The sequence below is a fragment of the Providencia rettgeri genome (assembly GCF_041075285.1).
Lineage (GTDB): Bacteria > Pseudomonadota > Gammaproteobacteria > Enterobacterales > Enterobacteriaceae > Providencia > Providencia rettgeri_G.
In genome coordinates this window covers 20,463-38,928 of sequence record NZ_CP163512.1, presented here as the reverse complement: position 1 = coordinate 38,928, position 18,466 = coordinate 20,463, and the positions used below count along the sequence as shown (strand labels likewise).

13 protein-coding genes are annotated in these 18,466 nt (G+C 41.6%); 7 read left to right on the top strand and 6 right to left on the bottom strand.

Translation table 11 applies throughout. The features are described 5' to 3' along the window. Positions 1 to 44: 44 nt before the first annotated feature. Positions 45 to 1,115, bottom strand: coding sequence for a tRNA preQ1(34) S-adenosylmethionine ribosyltransferase-isomerase QueA (gene queA / locus AB6N04_RS00140; RefSeq protein ID WP_369309949.1), 1,071 nt, complete (start codon positions 1,113 to 1,115; stop codon positions 45 to 47). A gap of 340 nt (positions 1,116 to 1,455) precedes the next feature. Here queA and AB6N04_RS00135 point away from each other — a divergent pair, with 340 nt between their 5' ends. The 4 genes from AB6N04_RS00135 (at position 1,456) to ggt (ending at position 5,677) form a co-directional block, all read left to right on the top strand. Next, positions 1,456 to 2,055: an ACP phosphodiesterase gene (locus tag AB6N04_RS00135; protein ID WP_369309948.1), complete on the top strand. Its 600-nt coding sequence runs from the start codon at positions 1,456 to 1,458 to the stop codon at positions 2,053 to 2,055. A 224-nt stretch (positions 2,056 to 2,279) separates the two neighbouring features. Beyond that, complete coding sequence (locus AB6N04_RS00130; protein ID WP_369309947.1) at positions 2,280 to 2,882, top strand: peroxiredoxin C; 603 nt, start codon at positions 2,280 to 2,282, stop codon at positions 2,880 to 2,882. Positions 2,883 to 3,080: 198 nt separating this feature from the next. After that, entirely contained in the window at positions 3,081 to 3,701 is a 621-nt protein-coding gene (locus tag AB6N04_RS00125) for a hypothetical protein (protein ID WP_369309946.1), read from the top strand. A 209-nt stretch (positions 3,702 to 3,910) separates the two neighbouring features. Continuing rightward, complete coding sequence (gene ggt / locus AB6N04_RS00120) at positions 3,911 to 5,677, top strand: gamma-glutamyltransferase (RefSeq protein WP_369309945.1); 1,767 nt, start codon at positions 3,911 to 3,913, stop codon at positions 5,675 to 5,677. A 276-nt stretch (positions 5,678 to 5,953) separates the two neighbouring features. Here the strand turns inward: ggt and brnQ are convergent, their stop codons facing one another. From brnQ to phoB, 3 genes are all read right to left on the bottom strand, one after another. Continuing rightward, positions 5,954 to 7,279, bottom strand: a complete 1,326-nt coding sequence (brnQ, locus tag AB6N04_RS00115) for a branched-chain amino acid transport system II carrier protein (RefSeq protein ID WP_369309944.1) — start codon at positions 7,277 to 7,279, stop codon at positions 5,954 to 5,956. Between the two features lie 492 nt (positions 7,280 to 7,771). Further along, entirely contained in the window at positions 7,772 to 9,082 is a 1,311-nt protein-coding gene (phoR, locus tag AB6N04_RS00110; RefSeq protein WP_369309943.1) for a phosphate regulon sensor histidine kinase PhoR, read from the bottom strand. 23 nt (positions 9,083 to 9,105) lie between these two features. After that, positions 9,106 to 9,795, bottom strand: a complete 690-nt coding sequence (gene phoB, locus AB6N04_RS00105; protein ID WP_206084557.1) for a phosphate regulon transcriptional regulator PhoB — start codon at positions 9,793 to 9,795, stop codon at positions 9,106 to 9,108. Positions 9,796 to 10,031: 236 nt separating this feature from the next. On the opposite strand from phoB, the gene sbcD reads away from it, so the two are divergent. After that, positions 10,032 to 11,252 carry an exonuclease subunit SbcD gene (sbcD, locus tag AB6N04_RS00100; protein WP_369309942.1) on the top strand — a complete coding sequence of 407 codons (1,221 nt, stop codon included), beginning with the start codon at positions 10,032 to 10,034 and terminating at the stop codon, positions 11,250 to 11,252. 1 nt (position 11,253) lies between these two features. Continuing rightward, complete coding sequence (locus AB6N04_RS00095; protein WP_369309941.1) at positions 11,254 to 14,937, top strand: AAA family ATPase; 3,684 nt, start codon at positions 11,254 to 11,256, stop codon at positions 14,935 to 14,937. 51 nt (positions 14,938 to 14,988) lie between these two features. Here AB6N04_RS00095 and AB6N04_RS00090 read toward each other — a convergent pair whose 3' ends face one another. Together AB6N04_RS00090 and AB6N04_RS00085 are read right to left on the bottom strand one after the other, a co-directional pair. Further along, positions 14,989 to 16,272: a cystathionine gamma-synthase family protein gene (locus AB6N04_RS00090; protein ID WP_369309940.1), complete on the bottom strand. Its 1,284-nt coding sequence runs from the start codon at positions 16,270 to 16,272 to the stop codon at positions 14,989 to 14,991. 48 nt (positions 16,273 to 16,320) lie between these two features. Then, entirely contained in the window at positions 16,321 to 17,355 is a 1,035-nt protein-coding gene (locus tag AB6N04_RS00085; protein WP_369309939.1) for an isopenicillin N synthase family dioxygenase, read from the bottom strand. A gap of 249 nt (positions 17,356 to 17,604) precedes the next feature. Between AB6N04_RS00085 and AB6N04_RS00080 the strand changes: the two genes are divergently transcribed. Further along, complete coding sequence (locus AB6N04_RS00080) at positions 17,605 to 18,465, top strand: MetQ/NlpA family ABC transporter substrate-binding protein (RefSeq protein ID WP_369309938.1); 861 nt, start codon at positions 17,605 to 17,607, stop codon at positions 18,463 to 18,465. Position 18,466 lies beyond the last annotated feature (1 nt).

Sequence of the window (18,466 nt, the reverse complement as noted above, 5' to 3'; positions counted from 1 at the left end):
CTTCATTTGCTAAGCAAGCAGCTGATGCCACCGCTTATTACTGATTATTCGCCAATTTTCTCGAATTTGGCCTTCTCATTGGGAGTGATAAACATCGCATCACCATAGCTAAAGAAACGATATTTTTCCGCAACCGCTTCTTTATACGCATTCATTGTATTTTTATATCCAGCAAAAGCAGAAACCAACATGATGAGTGTCGATTCAGGCAGATGGAAGTTGGTGATCAGTGCATCAATCACTTTATATTCATAACCTGGATAAATAAAAATTTGGGTGTCATCAAAAAATGGAGCAATTAACGCATCTTGACTGGCTTTAGCCGCGCTTTCCAATGAACGAACAGAGGTTGTTCCCACTGCAACGACACGGTTACCCCGCGCTTTACAAGCCAATACCGCATCAACCACATCTTGTGGCACTTCCGCATATTCGGAATGCATAATGTGATCTTCGATAGTATCGACACGAACAGGTTGGAAAGTACCTGCACCAACATGTAAAGTCACAAACGCCATTTCAACGCCTTTTTGACGCAACGCTTCCAGTAACGGTTCATCAAAGTGCAAACCTGCCGTAGGTGCCGCCACGGCCCCCGGTTTTTCGCTATACACTGTTTGATATAGTTCTTTATCCGCCTCTTCATCAGGTCGGTCAATATAAGGAGGCAATGGCATATGACCAATTTGGTTCAAAATACTCAAAACATCCCGTTCATCATCAAAACGCAGTTCAAATAAAGCCCCGTGACGTGCCACCATGGTGGCTTTTACACTTTCATCTTCGCCCAGCAACAATTGCGCACCTTCTTTTGGTGCTTTTGATGCACGAACATGCGCTAATACGCGGTGTTCATCCAACATACGTTCAATGAGGACTTCAATTTTACCGCCACTCACTTTGCGACCAAACAGCCTTGCTGGGATCACACGGGTATTGTTGAATACCAGTAAATCCCCTTTCTCCAATTTTTCTAGAACATCCGTAAAAACACCATGCGTTAGCTGCCCCGATCCGCCATCCAGACTTAATAAACGACAAGCGCTACGCTCTGCCTGTGGATAGTGAGCAATCAGTTCTTCAGGTAATTCAAAAGTAAAATCAGAAACACGCATTGTATTGACATCAATCTAAAAAAAACAGGCGACTAGTCTAGTGCCGCACTGTCTTTGGCGCAAGAAATAAGCGCAAAATCGCACAAAAAAACACCATTATTTAACAAATATTTTGTTAGCAAAAAATTCTGTACACTATTTATCCATTCAATGAATGAATTATTTCTGCTTTTTCTTTTGTCTCTCTATGCCTATACCCCATAAGTCTTCTTGTTCTACTCGATAGATATACCCGATGAATTTCGAATTAGGGCAAGGCAGCCAGGGAATTGGTCACTAGGGTAAGTTTGTACAGCTAACACATCTATAATTTGAAAGGCATCGGGTATATGATAAAGGAATGAACTACCTAGCACATCTCCACTTAGCCCATCTCGCTAACAGCTCCTTACTTGGCAATATCATGGCTGACTACGTTCGCGGTAATCCTGCGGGCTTATACTCACCCGAGATTGTGGCGGGTATTTTTATGCACCGCGCAGTGGATAGAACGACAGATACGCACCCACTGGTTAAAGACGCCAAGGCTCTATTTCGTGAAGAATACCGTCGAGTCGCCCCTATTACATTAGATTTAGTCTGGGATCATTTTTTGTCGCTGCATTGGTCAACACTTGAGCCAGCCATTTCATTAACGGATTTTGTGCGTCATTGCCGAAAAACCATTGAGCCACAACTCTGTCATACCCCTGAAAAATTTCAGGAGTTAAATGAGTTTCTCTGGCCACAACAATGGTTAATCCGCTATGCAGATAAAAACTATATCGGAAAATCGCTCAATGGTATGGCGAAAAGAAGGCCAAAGCTAAGTGCACTAAGTGGTTCATTTAACGACTTTTTATCGCAGTACGATGCGCTAGAAAGCATTTTCTTTCAATTTTACCCACAAATGATGGTTAACGCGCTGCAACAAAATTTTGTCCAAGATGTCACAATATGAGCAAAGGATTAAATAAATGCTTGCACTTTGGCAAAATAAAACTATCTTATTGATATTAATTTATTAAATCAGTATAATTGATAGATAAAACCTATCACAATAATTGGTTTAAACATCTTTATTATCAAAAGATAATTTTTTATCCTTTTAGAAGTCTATGTCCGAAACGACGCACGTTTTGTGAAATGTTTCGGACAAAAAAATCAAACTCATAGGAGCAAATTATGGTTCTGGTAACACGTCAAGCCCCTGACTTTACTGCTGCTGCTGTTTTAGGTAACGGTGAAATCGTTGATAACTTCAACCTGAAAACCCACCTGAACGGCCGCCCAGCTGTGATCTTTTTCTGGCCAATGGACTTCACTTTCGTTTGTCCTTCAGAGCTGATTGCATTTGACCACCGTTATGAAGAATTCAAAAAACGTGGTGTTGAAGTTGTTGGTGTTTCTTTTGACTCTGAGTTTGTTCATAACGCATGGCGTAAAACCCCTGTAGATAACGGCGGTATCGGTGAAGTTAAATATCCGATGGTTGCTGATATCAAACGCGAAATCATGAAAGCTTACGGTATTGAACACCCAGAAGCAGGCGTTGCACTGCGTGGTTCTTTCCTAGTTGACAAAAACGGCGTTGTTCGTCACCAAGTGGTTAACGACCTCCCATTAGGCCGTAACATCGACGAAATGCTGCGTATGGTTGACGCACTGCAATTCCACGAAGAGCACGGTGACGTTTGCCCAGCTCAGTGGGAAAAAGGAAAAGAAGGTATGAATGCATCTCCAAAAGGCGTTGCTGACTACCTGACCAAAAACTCTGCAAAACTGTAATCAACTGATTTAGTTTTTCGTTAGCGGGCTTATTGCCCGCTTTTTTGTTTGATGCCTTTCTCTCTTAAGAAACATCCCAAACAACACCAAATATCCTCTTTATCATATCTCTCAGACTATAAACCATTCCTTATTTATATTACTGTTACAATTTGAATCATTTAATTACAAATAAATAACAGCGTTAGGTATAGGAAAATGAAATTAAAACTCATCACCTCAATCACTGTCATTAGTGCATTACTTGCAGGGTGCGATAACAGCCAGACCGCATCAGAAAGTAACTTCAAGAAATCGATTCAAGATTATCTGGATACTAAGAAAGCAATTTGTATCAATGTAGGCTCTATACCTGCGAGTTTTATCACAAAATTTAGCTATCGCAATATTGAACAGCTAGACACGTTAGTGGACGCCGGTTTGCTGGCAAAAAGCGAAAAACAAGTCTCTGTGAAAGATATGTGGAATGGCGAACAAACAGGAGATGGCGTCGAGTATACACTGACTAACGAAGGGCAAAAATTTTACGATGAAAAGCAAGCCCAATTTTCAGGTCGTGGCAGCTTCTGTACTGGTAAACTTGTCGTTAACCAAGTGACAAACTTCACTGAACCCGCAGAGCGTGGCGGGCAAAAAATCTCTATCGCCAACTATACACAAAAAATTGAAGATGTTGCTGCATGGGCAAAAAATGAAAAAGTGATCGCGGCTTATCCGCAAATTAAATCAGCACAAACACAAGCTGAACGTGCACAGCAAAGCCCTCTTGTTTTAACAAATAATGGTTGGGTTCATATCTCATTGTTTAATAAAAAATAATTATTTTATGGGCTCTTTATGAGCCCTTTTCCTACACGTTTTACATTTTCTCCTGTTCATAAATAACCCTACCCAGTTAACACTTCTTAACTCAAATATTCAACGTTCTATACTATTTTATGCTATACATTAAAAACACAAATAATTAACAAACTATTCATGTAATTAATTTGTGTTACCTCAAACCTGACCTTAACTGGGAGATACGAATGATCAAAACATCATTACGCCCTGCAACTTTATTACTTGCCTTATTATTTTCAAATCAACTCTTTGCAGCATCAGAACCTGCCGTTGAAGCTCAAAAAGGCATGGTCGTTTCATCTCAACACTTAGCCTCACAAATTGGTGCTGATATTCTTAAATCAGGCGGAAACGCCATAGATGCCGCAGTAGCGGTTGGCTATGCCCAAGCAGTTGTTAACCCGTGTTGTGGTAATATTGGTGGTGGCGGTTTTATGACCATTCACTTGGCTGACGGAAAGGATTTATTCATTAATTTTAGAGAAACAGCACCAGCCGCGGCAAGCGCAAATATGTATCTCGATAAAGACGGAAAACTGATTAAAGACGCGAGTTTATATGGCTACCTCGCTTCTGGTGTGCCGGGTACTGTAAAAGGTCTCGATTATGCATTAGAAAAATATGGCACAATGAGCCGCCAGCAAGTCATGGAACCTGCCATTAAGCTTGCAAGAGAAGGGTTTATCTTAACGCGTGCAGATACAGATGTACTGGATACTACGACTGAGCGCTTCAAACAAGACCCTGAAGTTGCGCGTATTTTTTTAAAACCTGACGGGAGTGCTTTCCAACCCGGCGATTTATTGGTACAAACCGATTTAGCCAATACCCTTGAAAAAATCGCCCAACAGGGTCCATCCGCTTTCTATGAAGGTGAAATTCCAAAAGTGGTAGAGGAAGCCTCAAAGAAAAACGGCGGCATACTTACCGCCAAAGATTTTGCTGACTACACTATCACAGATACAACACCAGTCAGCTGCACCTATAGAGGTTACCAATTTATCTCGGCTCCACCACCGAGCTCTGGCGGTGTAACTATCTGCCAAACCTTAAATATTTTAGAAGGTTACGACCTTAAAAAAATGGGTTTCAATTCTGCTGAGTATATTCATACCCTCACTGAAGCCATGCGCCACGCTTATATGGACAGAAATACTTTTCTTGGCGACCCTGAGTTTGTCGATAACCCAACAGAAAAGCTGTTAAGTAAAGCCTACGCTGAACAACTGCGTAAAGAGATCAAGCCAAACCAAGCCACACCTTCAACACAAGTTCAGCCGGGTATGGGGCCACACGAAAAACCGGAAACAACCCATTACTCCGTTGTCGATGAAAAAGGAAATGCGGTTTCAACCACCTATACAATTAATGGTCGATTTGGTTCCGTGGTTATCCCACCGGGAACAGGATTCTTCCTCAATGATGAAATGGACGATTTCACCACTAAAGTTGGAGAGAAAAACCTGTATGGTTTAGTGCAAGGTGAACGAAATTCTATTGCACCGGGTAAACGCCCACTCTCATCAATGAGCCCAACTATTGTCACCAAAGATGGTAAAGTGTTCTTGGTACTTGGCTCCCCTGGAGGATCGCGTATTATTTCTATCACATTGCAAACGGCGTTAAATATTATTGACCACGGAATGCCACCACAAGAAGCGGTAAATGCACCGCGCATTCACCACCAGTGGCTGCCTGATGAAGTGTACTATGAAGAGCGCGGTATCTCGAAAGATAGCTTAGCCCTTCTCGATAAGATGGGCTATAAGATGGTTGAGCAAACCCCTTGGGGAGCTGCTGAGCTGATTATGGTTGCCATTCCAGATGGGGCGGGGGTTAGCGCAAAATCTTCAGGTAATGACTCCGCAGTTTCTGGCAAAGTACGCGAAGGCTTTATTTACGGCTCTAACGATGTTCGCCGACCTGCGGGGAGCGCAGTTGGTGTTGATTAGCAACTAAATAAGTCACCCCGTCTTAATGACGGGGTCAGACTGCTGACAAACATAACATGTTTGGCGGCAGGTTGGATAGGTTTTGAAAAAATAAGGAAAATCAATACATTGATTTTCACCTGATAACACAAAGTGGGAAAAACCACGCTTTTATCCCACTTTGTCAACAACCTCATCCCGCCTTAATGACGGGGTGACTTGAGTTCACCAACGAAGAGAGATAAAACTGATTACTCTCTTCATCTTATTCGTTAAAAATTCAGTATATTAGCTTGATTACGCTTCTTTATGTTGCGCTGCTGGTGAGACGAACTTATCACAGATAATTGCGACGACCAGCACAACCAGTGTTGGTAATACCCAAACTAAATCTTGTTTATACAATGGCATCGCAGTCATCCATTCAGGGATATACCCTTTCAAATGCTCAGACGCTTTAACGGCACCAATTAAGCCAACCACAAAACTGACTAGCATGGTTGGTGCAATAACGACTGTTGGATTTTTCCACCATTTCAATGTGAAACTCAATAAAATCAGCACAATACAAGGTGGGTAGATTGACACTAACACAGGCAGTGAGACAGCAATTAACTTACTTAATCCTAAGTTTGAGATCACCATGGAGAAAATACCAAGGATCAACACCAGTTTACGGTAAGATATCGGCACATAGCGGCTAAAGAACTCCGCACAAGCACAGGTTAAGCCAACCGCGGTCACCATACAGGCCACAAAAATCAATACCGCAAGGAAGAAGCTACCGTAGCCACCGAAGGTATATTGTACGTAGATGTGCAGGATATCTGCGCCATCTTCTGGATTCGGGATCAGTGAACCGCTGTTTTCCCCCAGTTTGAACAGGGATAAATACACCAGCGTCAACAACACCCCAGCAATTAAGCCCGCCCACATCGTATAACGAGTGAGTAATGAAGAGTTTTCGATCCCCCGCGAACGCGCTGCATTTACGATAACAATACCAAACACCATCGCCCCGAGGGTATCCATCGTAAGGTAGCCGTTAATAAAACCATTAGAGAAGGCCATATCACGGTATTCTATCGTGGAAGGAATAGGATCACCTGCTGGCCACATTACTGCTGCGACACCTAAGATCGCCAACGCCAACATTTTAACGGGGGCCAAAATATGCCCGACGCTATCTAATAGCTTACCCGGATACAGTGAGATACCAATAACCAATATAAAGTAAATGGCACTATAGATAAGCAGTAACATATCAGATTCGCCACCAAATAACGGTGCGATCCCCACTTTATACGATACGGTAGCGGTTCTTGGTGTAGCAAAAAGCGGACCGACCGATAGGTAAGCAACAACAGCTAGCAACAAACCTGCTGTTTTACCTACAGGCGTACTCAGTGCTTCAATCCCGCCCCCCACTTTCGCTAATGCGATAACCGTTAATACAGGTAGCCCGACACCGGTCACTAAAAAGCCAAGTGCGGCGGTCCAAACTTGTTCCCCTGCCTGTAAGCCAACCATCGGTGGAAAAATGATATTTCCTGCCCCGACAAATAACGCAAAGGTCATAAAACCTAATGCGATGATATCTCTTGATGATAAACGATGAGCCATATTATGTTAATTTTTAGTAACGGAAATGGAAATTTACGGGCATGCACTTAGCAACCCTTTGAAATATATATAGCGAGATGGAATTCTGATAAACATACTGTTAACAATATAAAAAAGTATGCCTGTTTGCCTAAGACAAAACGAAAAATCAAAAAACAGAAAAAATCGCCAATAACTGACAACAAGTAGAACTTTTATAGGGCAAAAAGGCAATAGCAAACCCTAAAACAAGAAGAAATAACTAAACTAATTTTCAGAAGCAGTGATTACTTTCAGTAAAATCCCAATACTCGTTATATGATTTGTTCGAAAAATAATCAACCGTTCATTTTATCATTCACTTTTTTTGCTAACAGATAGGACATATGATTTTAAAATCATTAATTAATAGAATAATGTAAAAGCAATAATCCATTAATAGAATTAATACATAGAAGTAGAAGCAGAAACCACTCTATTAATAAATTGATTCTATTAATAAAGTGGAATTATTTAGGCTTTTTTCAGTTTTTTATCATCAACAATTAATACTGGCGGCAAGGTAAATGAAAACTCACTGCCTTTACCGACTTGGCTGGTCACGACTAGCTGACTGCTATGGTGTTGAACGGCGTGCTTCACAATGGCTAACCCAAGCCCTGTTCCCCCACCACCTTGCCGTGAACGAGCTTTATCTACACGGTAAAAACGCTCAGTTAAGCGAGGAAGGTGCTCCGAAGGGATCCCTGGTCCATTATCCTTCACACTAAACCGTGCACCATTACTGGTTCTTTGCCAATCAATACGAATTTTCGTCCCTTCAGGAGTATGGTTAATGGCGTTATACACTAAGTTTGCCACAGCACTACGTAATTGCTCTTCATTGCCGTGTACTTGCAGTGATTCATCGATATTAAACTCAAATTGCTGACGACCTTGACTTAAACCTATTGCCTCTTGCTCAATCATTTTGAGGATCACGGGAATGTTTACCTGTTCATCAAGGTTGATTTGCGGGGCAATTTCAATACGGGATAACTGCAAAAGCTGTTTAACTAAATTGTCCATCCGGTGAGTTTGCTCTTGCATAACGTTCAGCGCTTTTTTATTAACGGCAGGCATACCTTCTTGGTCATCCATCACCTCAAGATACCCTTGAATAACGGTAAGAGGCGTGCGCAGTTCATGGCTTACGTTAGCAAAAAAATCCCGCCGTGCTTTCTCCAAGCGACGTTTTTCAGTGACATCGCGCGCCACCATCAATAACTGCCCCTCGGTATAAGGCAAAATACGAAACTCAACAATTTCCCCGCTATTGAGCTCAATGGTTAATGCCCGGTCATAACTTTTGATTGAAAAGTAACGACTAAAATCAGGATAACGCAATAGATTGAAAATATGTTGACCGTTATCTTCTGGCCAGCGAAAACCTAGCAGCGCCTGCGCATGACGATTGCACCAGAAGATATTGCCTTCGGTAGTCATCATCACAACAGCATCAGGTAAGGATTCAGCGCCGCTACGAAAGCGTTTAATGAGTTGCCCTAATTCACGGCGACGTTTACGGTTACGCTGCTGCATCTGGTAAATACCGTAAAAAATCGGCTCCCACCCCCCTTTTCCCTCCGGTGGCAGCATACTTTTATCCAACCAAAGCCAATAAGACAGTTTCAGTAAGTTATAACTGTGCCACGCTAGGGCTGCCAACAATGAAATAACTAATAGCCAAGGCAAGTGCCCAATAAAAATGGACAAAATTAGCGCAGGTAAGATAAATAAAAACAGTCCCCAAATCAGCTGTTTAATCGATAAGCGTTCAAGCACGCATGTCTCTCCCCAGTTTGTCGTTAATAACGAACAGAGAAACGGTACCCTGTACCGCGTACTGTTTGCACCATTTTATCATGACCTTCAGTCTCTAGTGCTTTTCTTAAACGCCGAATATGTACATCCACCGTTCTATCTTCGACATAGACGTTCGCACCCCACACATAATTCAATAACTGCTCGCGACTATAAACACGTTCAGGATGCGTCATAAAGAAATGCAAAAGCTTATATTCGGTCGGCCCCATATCAATCGGGGTATCATTACTCGTCACACGGTGGGAAGTTGGGTCTAAGGTTAACCCATTCATTTCGATGATATCTTCCGTCGACATCGGTGAGATGCGACGTAAAATAGCTTTAACACGAGCAATTAACTCTTTCGGGGAAAACGGCTTAATTAAATAATCATCCGCACCGACTTCAAGGCCTTTTACACGATCTTCTTCTTCCCCACGAGCGGTTAACATCATCACAGGGACATCGCGAGTAGCGCTATCGCGCTTCATATGTTTAATCACTTGAAGCCCAGATCCACCGGGGATCATCCAATCCAATAAAACCAAATCAGGTAGAGGATCAACTAACTGTGCAATTGCGCTGTCATAATCGTCAGCTTCAATCGGCTGAAAACCATTCTGTTCTAATACAAAACAAACCATTTCTCGGATGGGCGCTTCATCTTCAACTACTAGAATGCGTCTTGCCATGATTGTTCCTGTAAAATAAGAGGACATTGTTAACGTGAACGCATTATGCGTCACTTTTATGACAGAATTATGAATACCTATCAGCAAAACAGATATTTCTCCTTATATTAGCGGGTAAATGTCATCTAAGTGAAATAATTCCGCCATAACACGAGAATATCACGAGGTTTTGATAGGATAAGGTATACTCAATTGCAGTAATTTATACCCTTCATTGAAGATAGGATTGATGGCTCATGCGCATTATTCACACCTCTGACTGGCACCTTGGTCAATACTTTTTTACGAAAAGCCGTGCCCCTGAGCACCAACACTTTTTAAATTGGTTAGTGAGCCAAGTCGAGCACTATCAGGTTGATGCCATCATCGTTGCTGGTGATATTTTTGATACAGGATCACCACCAAGCTATGCCCGTGAGTTATATAATAAATTTATAGTGGATTTACAAAAAACGGGTTGTCAGTTGGTCATATTAAGCGGTAACCACGATTCAGTATCTGTTCTGAATGAATCCAGTGCATTATTAAGCTACCTCAATACGCAGGTAGTTACCTCGGGTAGTGAACCGCATGTTATCACTCTACAGAATAAACAAGCTCAACCTATTGGGCTGGTATGTGCGATCCCTTTTTTACGCCCTCGGGATATCCAACTTAGCGTTGCTGGGCAAAGTATTGAAGAAAAACAACTTTCCCTACAAACCGCAATTCATGACTATTACCAATCTAGCTACCAATTGGCTCTCGAACAGCGTGAAGCGTTGGGCGTGGATATCCCGATTATTGTCACAGGGCACTTAACCGTCATTGGCGCAGAACTGACCGATTCCGTGCGCGATATTTATATCGGTACATTAGAGGCCTTCCCTTCAGGGGCATTTCCTCCAGCAGATTACATTGCCCTCGGTCATATACATCGACCTCAAGTTATTGGTGGGAAACAACATATTCGCTATTGCGGCTCCCCTATCGCGCTCAGCTTTGATGAAACTACCCAGCCAAAAAGCGTCTGTTTGGTGACTTTTTCAGGCAGTGCATTAACTGAAATTACCCCATTAGCGATCCCTGTTATTCAGCCGCTACAAACCATCAAAGGATCATTAAAAGAGATAGAGCAGCAAATAAATACATGGAAGGACTACCAAGGGGAAAATGCGGTTTGGTTAGATATTGAAGTGGCCTCTCAAGATTATCTGGCAGACATTCAACAGCGCATCGAAGCGTTAACTCAGTCTCTTCCCGTTGAAGTGGTGTTGCTGCGTCGAGCGAGAAAACAAAGACAAGGACAAAACCTTGCGCTAGCCAACGAAACGCTAAATGAATTAACCGTAAAAGACGTTTTCTTGCGCCGCCTTAGCGAAGAAAACCTTGAAGATCCTGAGCGTGAACAGCGTCTCGTTCAACTTTTCCAGCAGTCCTATGACGCATTACGCCACGAGCAAGGGGAAGGTAATTAATATGAAAATCTTAAGCTTACGTCTAAAAAATATTAACTCCCTCAAAGGCGAATGGAAAATTGACTTTACGGAAGAACCGTTTGCCAGTCAGGGGCTATTTGCCATCACAGGCGCGACAGGGGCGGGGAAAACCACCTTATTAGATGCAATTTGTCTGGCTTTATACCATCGCACACCACGGTTAGATTCAATTTCCGCAAGTCAAAATGAATTAATGACACGCCATACGGGCGAGTGCCTTGCGGAAGTCGAGTTTGAAGTCAAAGGCACGGCATACCGTGCATTCTGGAGTCAACGCCGTGCAGGCAATAAAGCAGATGGCAACTTACAACCACCAAAAGCGGAACTTGCTCAAGTAGCTGATGGCAAAATTATAACTGTGAAAGTGTCTGAAATCCGCGACCAAATTGCCAAAATTACAGGGTTAGACTTTGGGCGCTTTACCAAGTCGATTTTGTTGTCACAAGGGGACTTCGCTGCTTTTTTAAATGCCTCAGAAAAAGAGCGCGCAGATTTACTCGAAGAAATTACCGGCACAGAAATCTATAGCCAGATTTCAAAATCTATTTTTAATCAGCACAAGCAAGCGAAAACCGATTTAGATTTACTTAAAGCTAGGGCGCAAAGTATTAACTTACTGACAGAATCGGAACACCAAGCACTGGTTGAACAACTCAATACATTAATTAAACAAGAAACCGAAATAAAACAAAAGCGCACACAACATCAACACGAACTCAATTGGTGGCAACAGCACCGCCAACTCACAGTGCGGGTTCAGTCACTGGATAATGAACTGAAAAATGCGCAAATTGCATACCAAGCCGCACAGCCTCAACTGAAAAAGCTATCGGAGAGTGAGCCCGCAGAATCTCTGCGCCCGCTTTGGCAAGATATTGAACGCCTACAACGGCAACTTTCTGAATACACAGAAAAACAACAGCAGTTGCAACTTAATCTGCAACAGCAACAAGCTGAACGAATTCCCCTGCAAGCTGCCCTTATCCAATCACAGGATGACTATCGCCAACATATTGATTTTGTAAAACAACAAAATCAACTGATTGAAGAAGTCGTTCGCCCTCTTGATAACCAAATATCACAATTGACGCAGCAACAATATGAATTAAAACAACAAGTCGCAGATAAACAAACGGCTTTTGAGGAAAAGCAGCGATGGGTAAATGAAACACAAAACCAAATCCAGCAAGGGACTGCTCAACTTAATCAGCTAAATATATTTTTACAAGAAAAACAAAAAGAGGGTGAAATTAGTGCCCAAATCGCCAGTTGGAAACAACAAGGACAGTTTATATTTGAGCTTGCAGACAAACTTAACGCCGTTGCGCAAAAGCAACAAAGTCTCTCAAATGAGATTGAGCAGTTGCAAACGGATAAGCAAAAACGCACCACAGAATTAATGCAAACGGCATCTATGTTGGAAAATGATACGCTGACATTTAAAAAACAAGAGCAGCAATACAAAACCAATCAAGAAAAATATGACATTGATTCTGTTCATCAACACATTGAGCAACTGCAAGCGCGTTTACAGCATGGGAAACTATTGCCATTAATGCTATCCCAATGCCTTGCGACAAAAACACAATTACAGCAACACACTCAACAGCATACGGATTTAATGCGGTTAAGCGCGCAAACACAAAAAGAATGGGAACTAACCGACTCTCAAATCAATGAGTTAACCCCGCGCATCAAACTAACCAATGAAAAATACCAATTAGAGCAGAAAATTGTCAGTTTGGAACAAGAACGCCAGCAGCTTGTTTCAGGGAAGCCGTGCCCATTATGTGGTTCAACCGAGCACCCAGCCGTGAAGGCATACCAATCCATTCACCCAAGTGATACCCAACAGCAACTAATACAGTTAACTGAGCAACTTGATAACCTTAAGCAGCAACAAGCTAAGCTGGTCACACTATCGGAGACCCAGCAACAGCGTCAAAAAGAACAAGCACAGCAGTTGCAACAAACCACAGCCCACCTTGAGGCCTTAGCTGGCAGTTGGAAAAAAACATGTGAGCAAGCACTTACACCTGAATTAGCTCAAAATGAGCAAGCCGTCACTGCGTTTATCAATGAGTTGACGGCTAAACTGGCAGAGCAGCAAAAAATAGCACATGCGTTCACGGTATTAGAACGTGAATACCAGCAAGCTAAACAGCGACAACACGAACAACAGACGCTTTTCAACCGGCAACAAGCCGATCTTTTATTAGTTGAAGAACGCTTGAAATATCAGACTCAACTATTTGAGGAATTGCAAAAGGAACAGGTTCAGCTACAGCAACGCAAGAATAAACAAACTGAACAATTGCAAGTCGCTTTAGCGCCGTTTGCGCTGAGCTTACCTGAAAGTTCAAAGTTTAATGAATGGATCAGTGAAATAGCGCAACGGGGTGAATTTTATAACAGCCAAAAAATGGCGGCGCAGGTGCTAAGCCAAAAAATTGAGGTGACAAGGGCCACGCTTACATCAGAATCCGAACAATTAAAGCAGTTCGCTCTGCAACTTGAGAAAGAAAAAACACAATTTAATCAAGTTAATATAGCACTCGAACAAAAAACTGCTGAGCGCAAAACGCAACTTTCAGGGCGACCTATTTCTCAATTTATTCAGCAGCTCAATACGCAACAAGAAGCACTTTCCCAAGTTCAGGACCAGCTCAGTCAGCAACTCAACGAAAGAGATAAAGCCATCGCCTTGCTTAATGGTAGCTTACAGAGCGTTATTGAAGGGACAAACAAATCGACACTGGCTTATCAACAAGCTCAAAGCCAATTTGATGAGGCACTTGCGCAAAGCCCATTTAGCACGCAACAAACTTTCCTTGATGCATTATTAAATATCGAAGAAAAGCAGCAATTAGAAGGGTTAAAACAGCAAGTTAGCCAAAACCTTTTACTGAGCGAAACGCGCCATCAAGAAGGTTTATTGGCACTTGACACGCTTAATCAGCAACGTGCAGCAAATTTCTCATCACTTTCAGAAGCGCAATTACACGAAATTGTCACGGCGCTCGACGAAGAAATAAAACAATATAACCAGCAGCAAGGGCAAATTATCAATCGATTAGATACCGATAAACAACAGCGTCACCAGCAACAAGATTTACTGCAAGAAATAGAAAAAAGCCAACTCATTTACGATGATTGGAGTTATTTAAATGCACTAATTGGCTCCGCTGAAGGAGATAAGTTCCGCCGCTACGCACAAGGTTTAACCCTTGATTGCTTAGTGACGTTAGCTAACCAACAACTTGATAAACTCCATGGGCGCTATATATTGCAACGCAGCCATCAAGCTAATCTTGAATTACAAGTCATTGATAGCTGGCAAGCAGATTCTGTCAGAGATATCAAAACCTTATCTGGTGGGGAAAGCTTTCTCGTCAGTTTGGCATTAGCACTGGCACTTTCAGATATGGTCAGCAACCGGACACAATTAGAGTCACTATTTTTAGATGAAGGTTTTGGGACTTTGGATGCCGAAACACTGGATATTGCCCTAGATGCCCTTGAAAGCCTGAATGCATCAGGGAAAATGATTGGCGTAATTAGCCATGTGGAAGCGATGAAAGAACGTATTCCTGTGCAAATTAGCGTGAAAAAAGCCAATGGCCTTGGTTTTAGCGAACTCCCATCTCAATATCGTATCAATTAATCATAAAAATGGAGAGGAACGGGCCAACTCCTCTCCAGAATACTCACGGAATTAAATGGCGTCTAACGCTAACTCTAATGCGTGTTTTAAGTCGTTTACATTCTCAATACCAATAGATAAGCGCACTAAATTATCGCTGATCCCTAATTTTTCACGCACTGATAATGCAACGCCTGAATGCGTTGTCGAGGCAGGGTGACTCGCCAATGATTCCGTTCCCCCTAAGCTTACCGCTAATTTAAAAATAGCGAGGTTATCTAAAAACCGAAATGCGTCTGCTTCATCTTTTCCAACATTAATTGAAAAAGTTGAACCTGCGCCAGTACATTGTTTTTGATAAACTCGGTATTCCACACTGTCTTTCGGAAAAAATGCAGGAAAATGCACTTTGCTCACTTTTGGGTGCTGATGTAAAAACTCAGCCAACGTTTGTGCACTGTCATTTGCCCGCTCCATACGCAGTTGTAGCGTCTCCAAAGAGCGACCTAACATCCAGCTTGAATGCGGGTCTAGTTGCGTTCCAATGGCATTGCGTTGTGCTTTGATCTTTTTTACTAACTGATGACTGCCAGCAACTGCCCCTGCGACCAGATCTGAATGACCGCCTACGTATTTAGTTAGTGAGTACACACTTAAATCTGCACCTAATTGGAGTGGTTTTTGAAATACTGGGCCTAGCAACGTATTATCACAAATCAATAATGGGTCTTGCCCACCTTGTTTTTGACCAATTTGTTTCGCCGCTTGGCTCAATAATTCAATATCGACTAATGTATTTAACGGGTTTGAGGGTGTTTCAATATAGATTGCTGCAATTTTCTGGTTTTGTTCCACACTAGCTGCCGCCTCTAAAACAGCGGCTAAATCACAACCGTTTTGAAAAGGCACTGACGTAATACCAAAGCGCTTTAACGTATTAAGAAATAAGGTTTCTGTTCCGCCGTACAGGGGTTGCGAATGCAACAATATATCCCCTGGTTGCAACACTGCCATCAGACAGGTAGTGATCGCTGACATACCAGAAGAAAATAACGCTGCGCTTTGTGCCCCTTCATACAACGCTAATCTATCTTCAACAATTTCACTGTTCGGGTGATTAAACCGCGAATAGACAAGCCCCTGTTTCTGATTGCTAGGCGCTTGTGTGCGCCCACTCACTAGATTGAAGAAATCTTTTCCTTCCTGAGCCGTTTTAAATACAAACGTAGACGTCAGAAAAACGGGTGGCTTAATTGACCCCTCTGAAAGCTGGGGATCATACCCATAGCTCATCATTAAGGTTTCAGGGAATAATGCCTTTCCATTTAAGTCCTTTTTATAACTTTGATCTGGCATACTTGGCTCCAACCTATTTTCTTTTTTAATATCAATTTATTCTGTGAGTTATAGAATATTACTGTTATTTATTATTTGCGCATATTCCTTAGGATAAAAGCGGCGTGTTACAGCTAAATGTGAACGTAAACGACCTTTAATCACATTTTTTCCTAAATTAGTAAATAAAGGATTGAGTGGATCACTATCAGGTCCTAAAGCTTGCTGTGCTAAATAACTTGGCAAGGTTAATAAGGGGACTTCATCAGCAAAAATACTCGGAGTAATAAAATAAGCAATGGAATAACGGGGATCACTATTTTTCTTTCTCACGACTTGATGTACGTTTGCACGTAAATAGCCATTGGTCGCTAATTCGAAAACTTCGCCAATATTTACCACAAATGCATTCTCCAATGGCGCAACATCAATCCAGCCATTATCCGTTTCGACTTGTAAGCCACCACTATTATCCTGCCATAATAAGGTTAAAATCCCTGCGTCTTTATGTGCCCCTACCCCTTGTTCTCCATCATTATTATCTTCTCTAGCCGGGTAGTGAATGAGTTTCAATAGATGTTGAGCAGGCTCAGCAATAATGTGATCAAAACTGTTTTCTGGGAGCTCTAAAGCCACTAAAAATGCTTTGATGAGTTTCACCGCTATCGCACGCATATTACTTTGCCATGCAAGGGCTTGTTCTTTTAACTCAGGTAACGCCTGTGGCCATTGATTTGGTCCATGTAAATTAAACCAAATTGGGTCGCTATCTGTCAGTTCGAGGGCAGGTAATTCTTCACCAATATCTATTTGTTCACGGTAATCAGGCTGATTTCGAGTGCTTTCTTCGGTAGAAGCCGTATAGCCACGAAAATGCCGGGAATGCGCCATCGAAATGGCTTCTTTTTCTGCCTTTGGTAAAGCAAAAAATCGCTTTGTCGTGGCTAATAATTGTTCACGAGACTCAGGAGTTACATTATGTCCGACTAAATAAAAGAACCCGATTTCACGGGCAATAAAACGCAGCTTTTTATAAAAATCGTCTTTGGTTTCAGGGTTATCAAGTTCGCTTAAATCAATAATAGGCAATTGCGTTAAAGACATAATTAATCAACCTCTTAAATTTTTACTTAAATGGTGAAGAATTTTCACGTTATATTTAATTCCTGATTAGATACCACAATAAATATTGCTAAAAATAATTTAAAACTATATCCATATAACCATTTTGAATGAGCCTACGTGTATTTTCAGCATATAACTAAAAAATTAGAGAATGAATAAAATATTATTTATAAAAAGCTATTTTTGTTTGATTAGATATCTCAACAAAAAATTATTAGAGATAATCAAATGAAAAAAATATCTGCATTATTATTAGCTTTGTCATTTTCTACCCTAACCGCTTGTTCACAAGAGGAAAATTCAACCGATAAAACAACTCAGCAAGGGCAAACATTGCAAAAAATTATTATTGGTAGCCATGGTAGCGATGCTGATATTTGGAAATTTATTGCACAGTCTCCGAGTGCCAAAGAGGCTAACTTAGACATAGATGTCAAAATCATTGATGATGGAATAACCCTGAATGTTGCGACCATTGATGGAGACGTTGATGTAAATGCATTTCAATCATGGGGATTTTTAAAAGACTTTAATAAGAGTCATAATAATAAACTTGCAGCAATTTCCACCACCTACTTTGAACCTATGGGGATCTATTCGGTAAAATATAAAAATCTTACAGATTTACCTAAACAAGCCCTTGTGGCCATTCCCAATGATGCCGCCAACCATATACGAGCGCTAAAACTACTTGAAAAAGCCCAACTCATTACCTTAAAACCTGACTTTAATCAGGCTACAGGCTCAATCAACGATATTATTGCTAACCCAAAAGATTTAGTGTTTAGGCAAATAAAATATGCACATGGTCCCAGAGCTTTACCTGATGTTGATATTGCCGTTATTGGTAATACAGCCGCACAAGAAGGTGGGCTTAATGTATTGAAGGACGCTTTATTTAGGGAGCAAAACGACGACTCGATTAAAAACAACATTAATTTATTAGTTGTGAAAGCCGACAATAAAGACGATCCCAAATTTGCTAAATTAACGCAGTTGTACCACACTGAAGCTGTTAGAAAATATATCATTGATAACTTTGGTGGTACCAAGATTGAAATTACCAAAGACGTCAGTGAACTTGATTAAA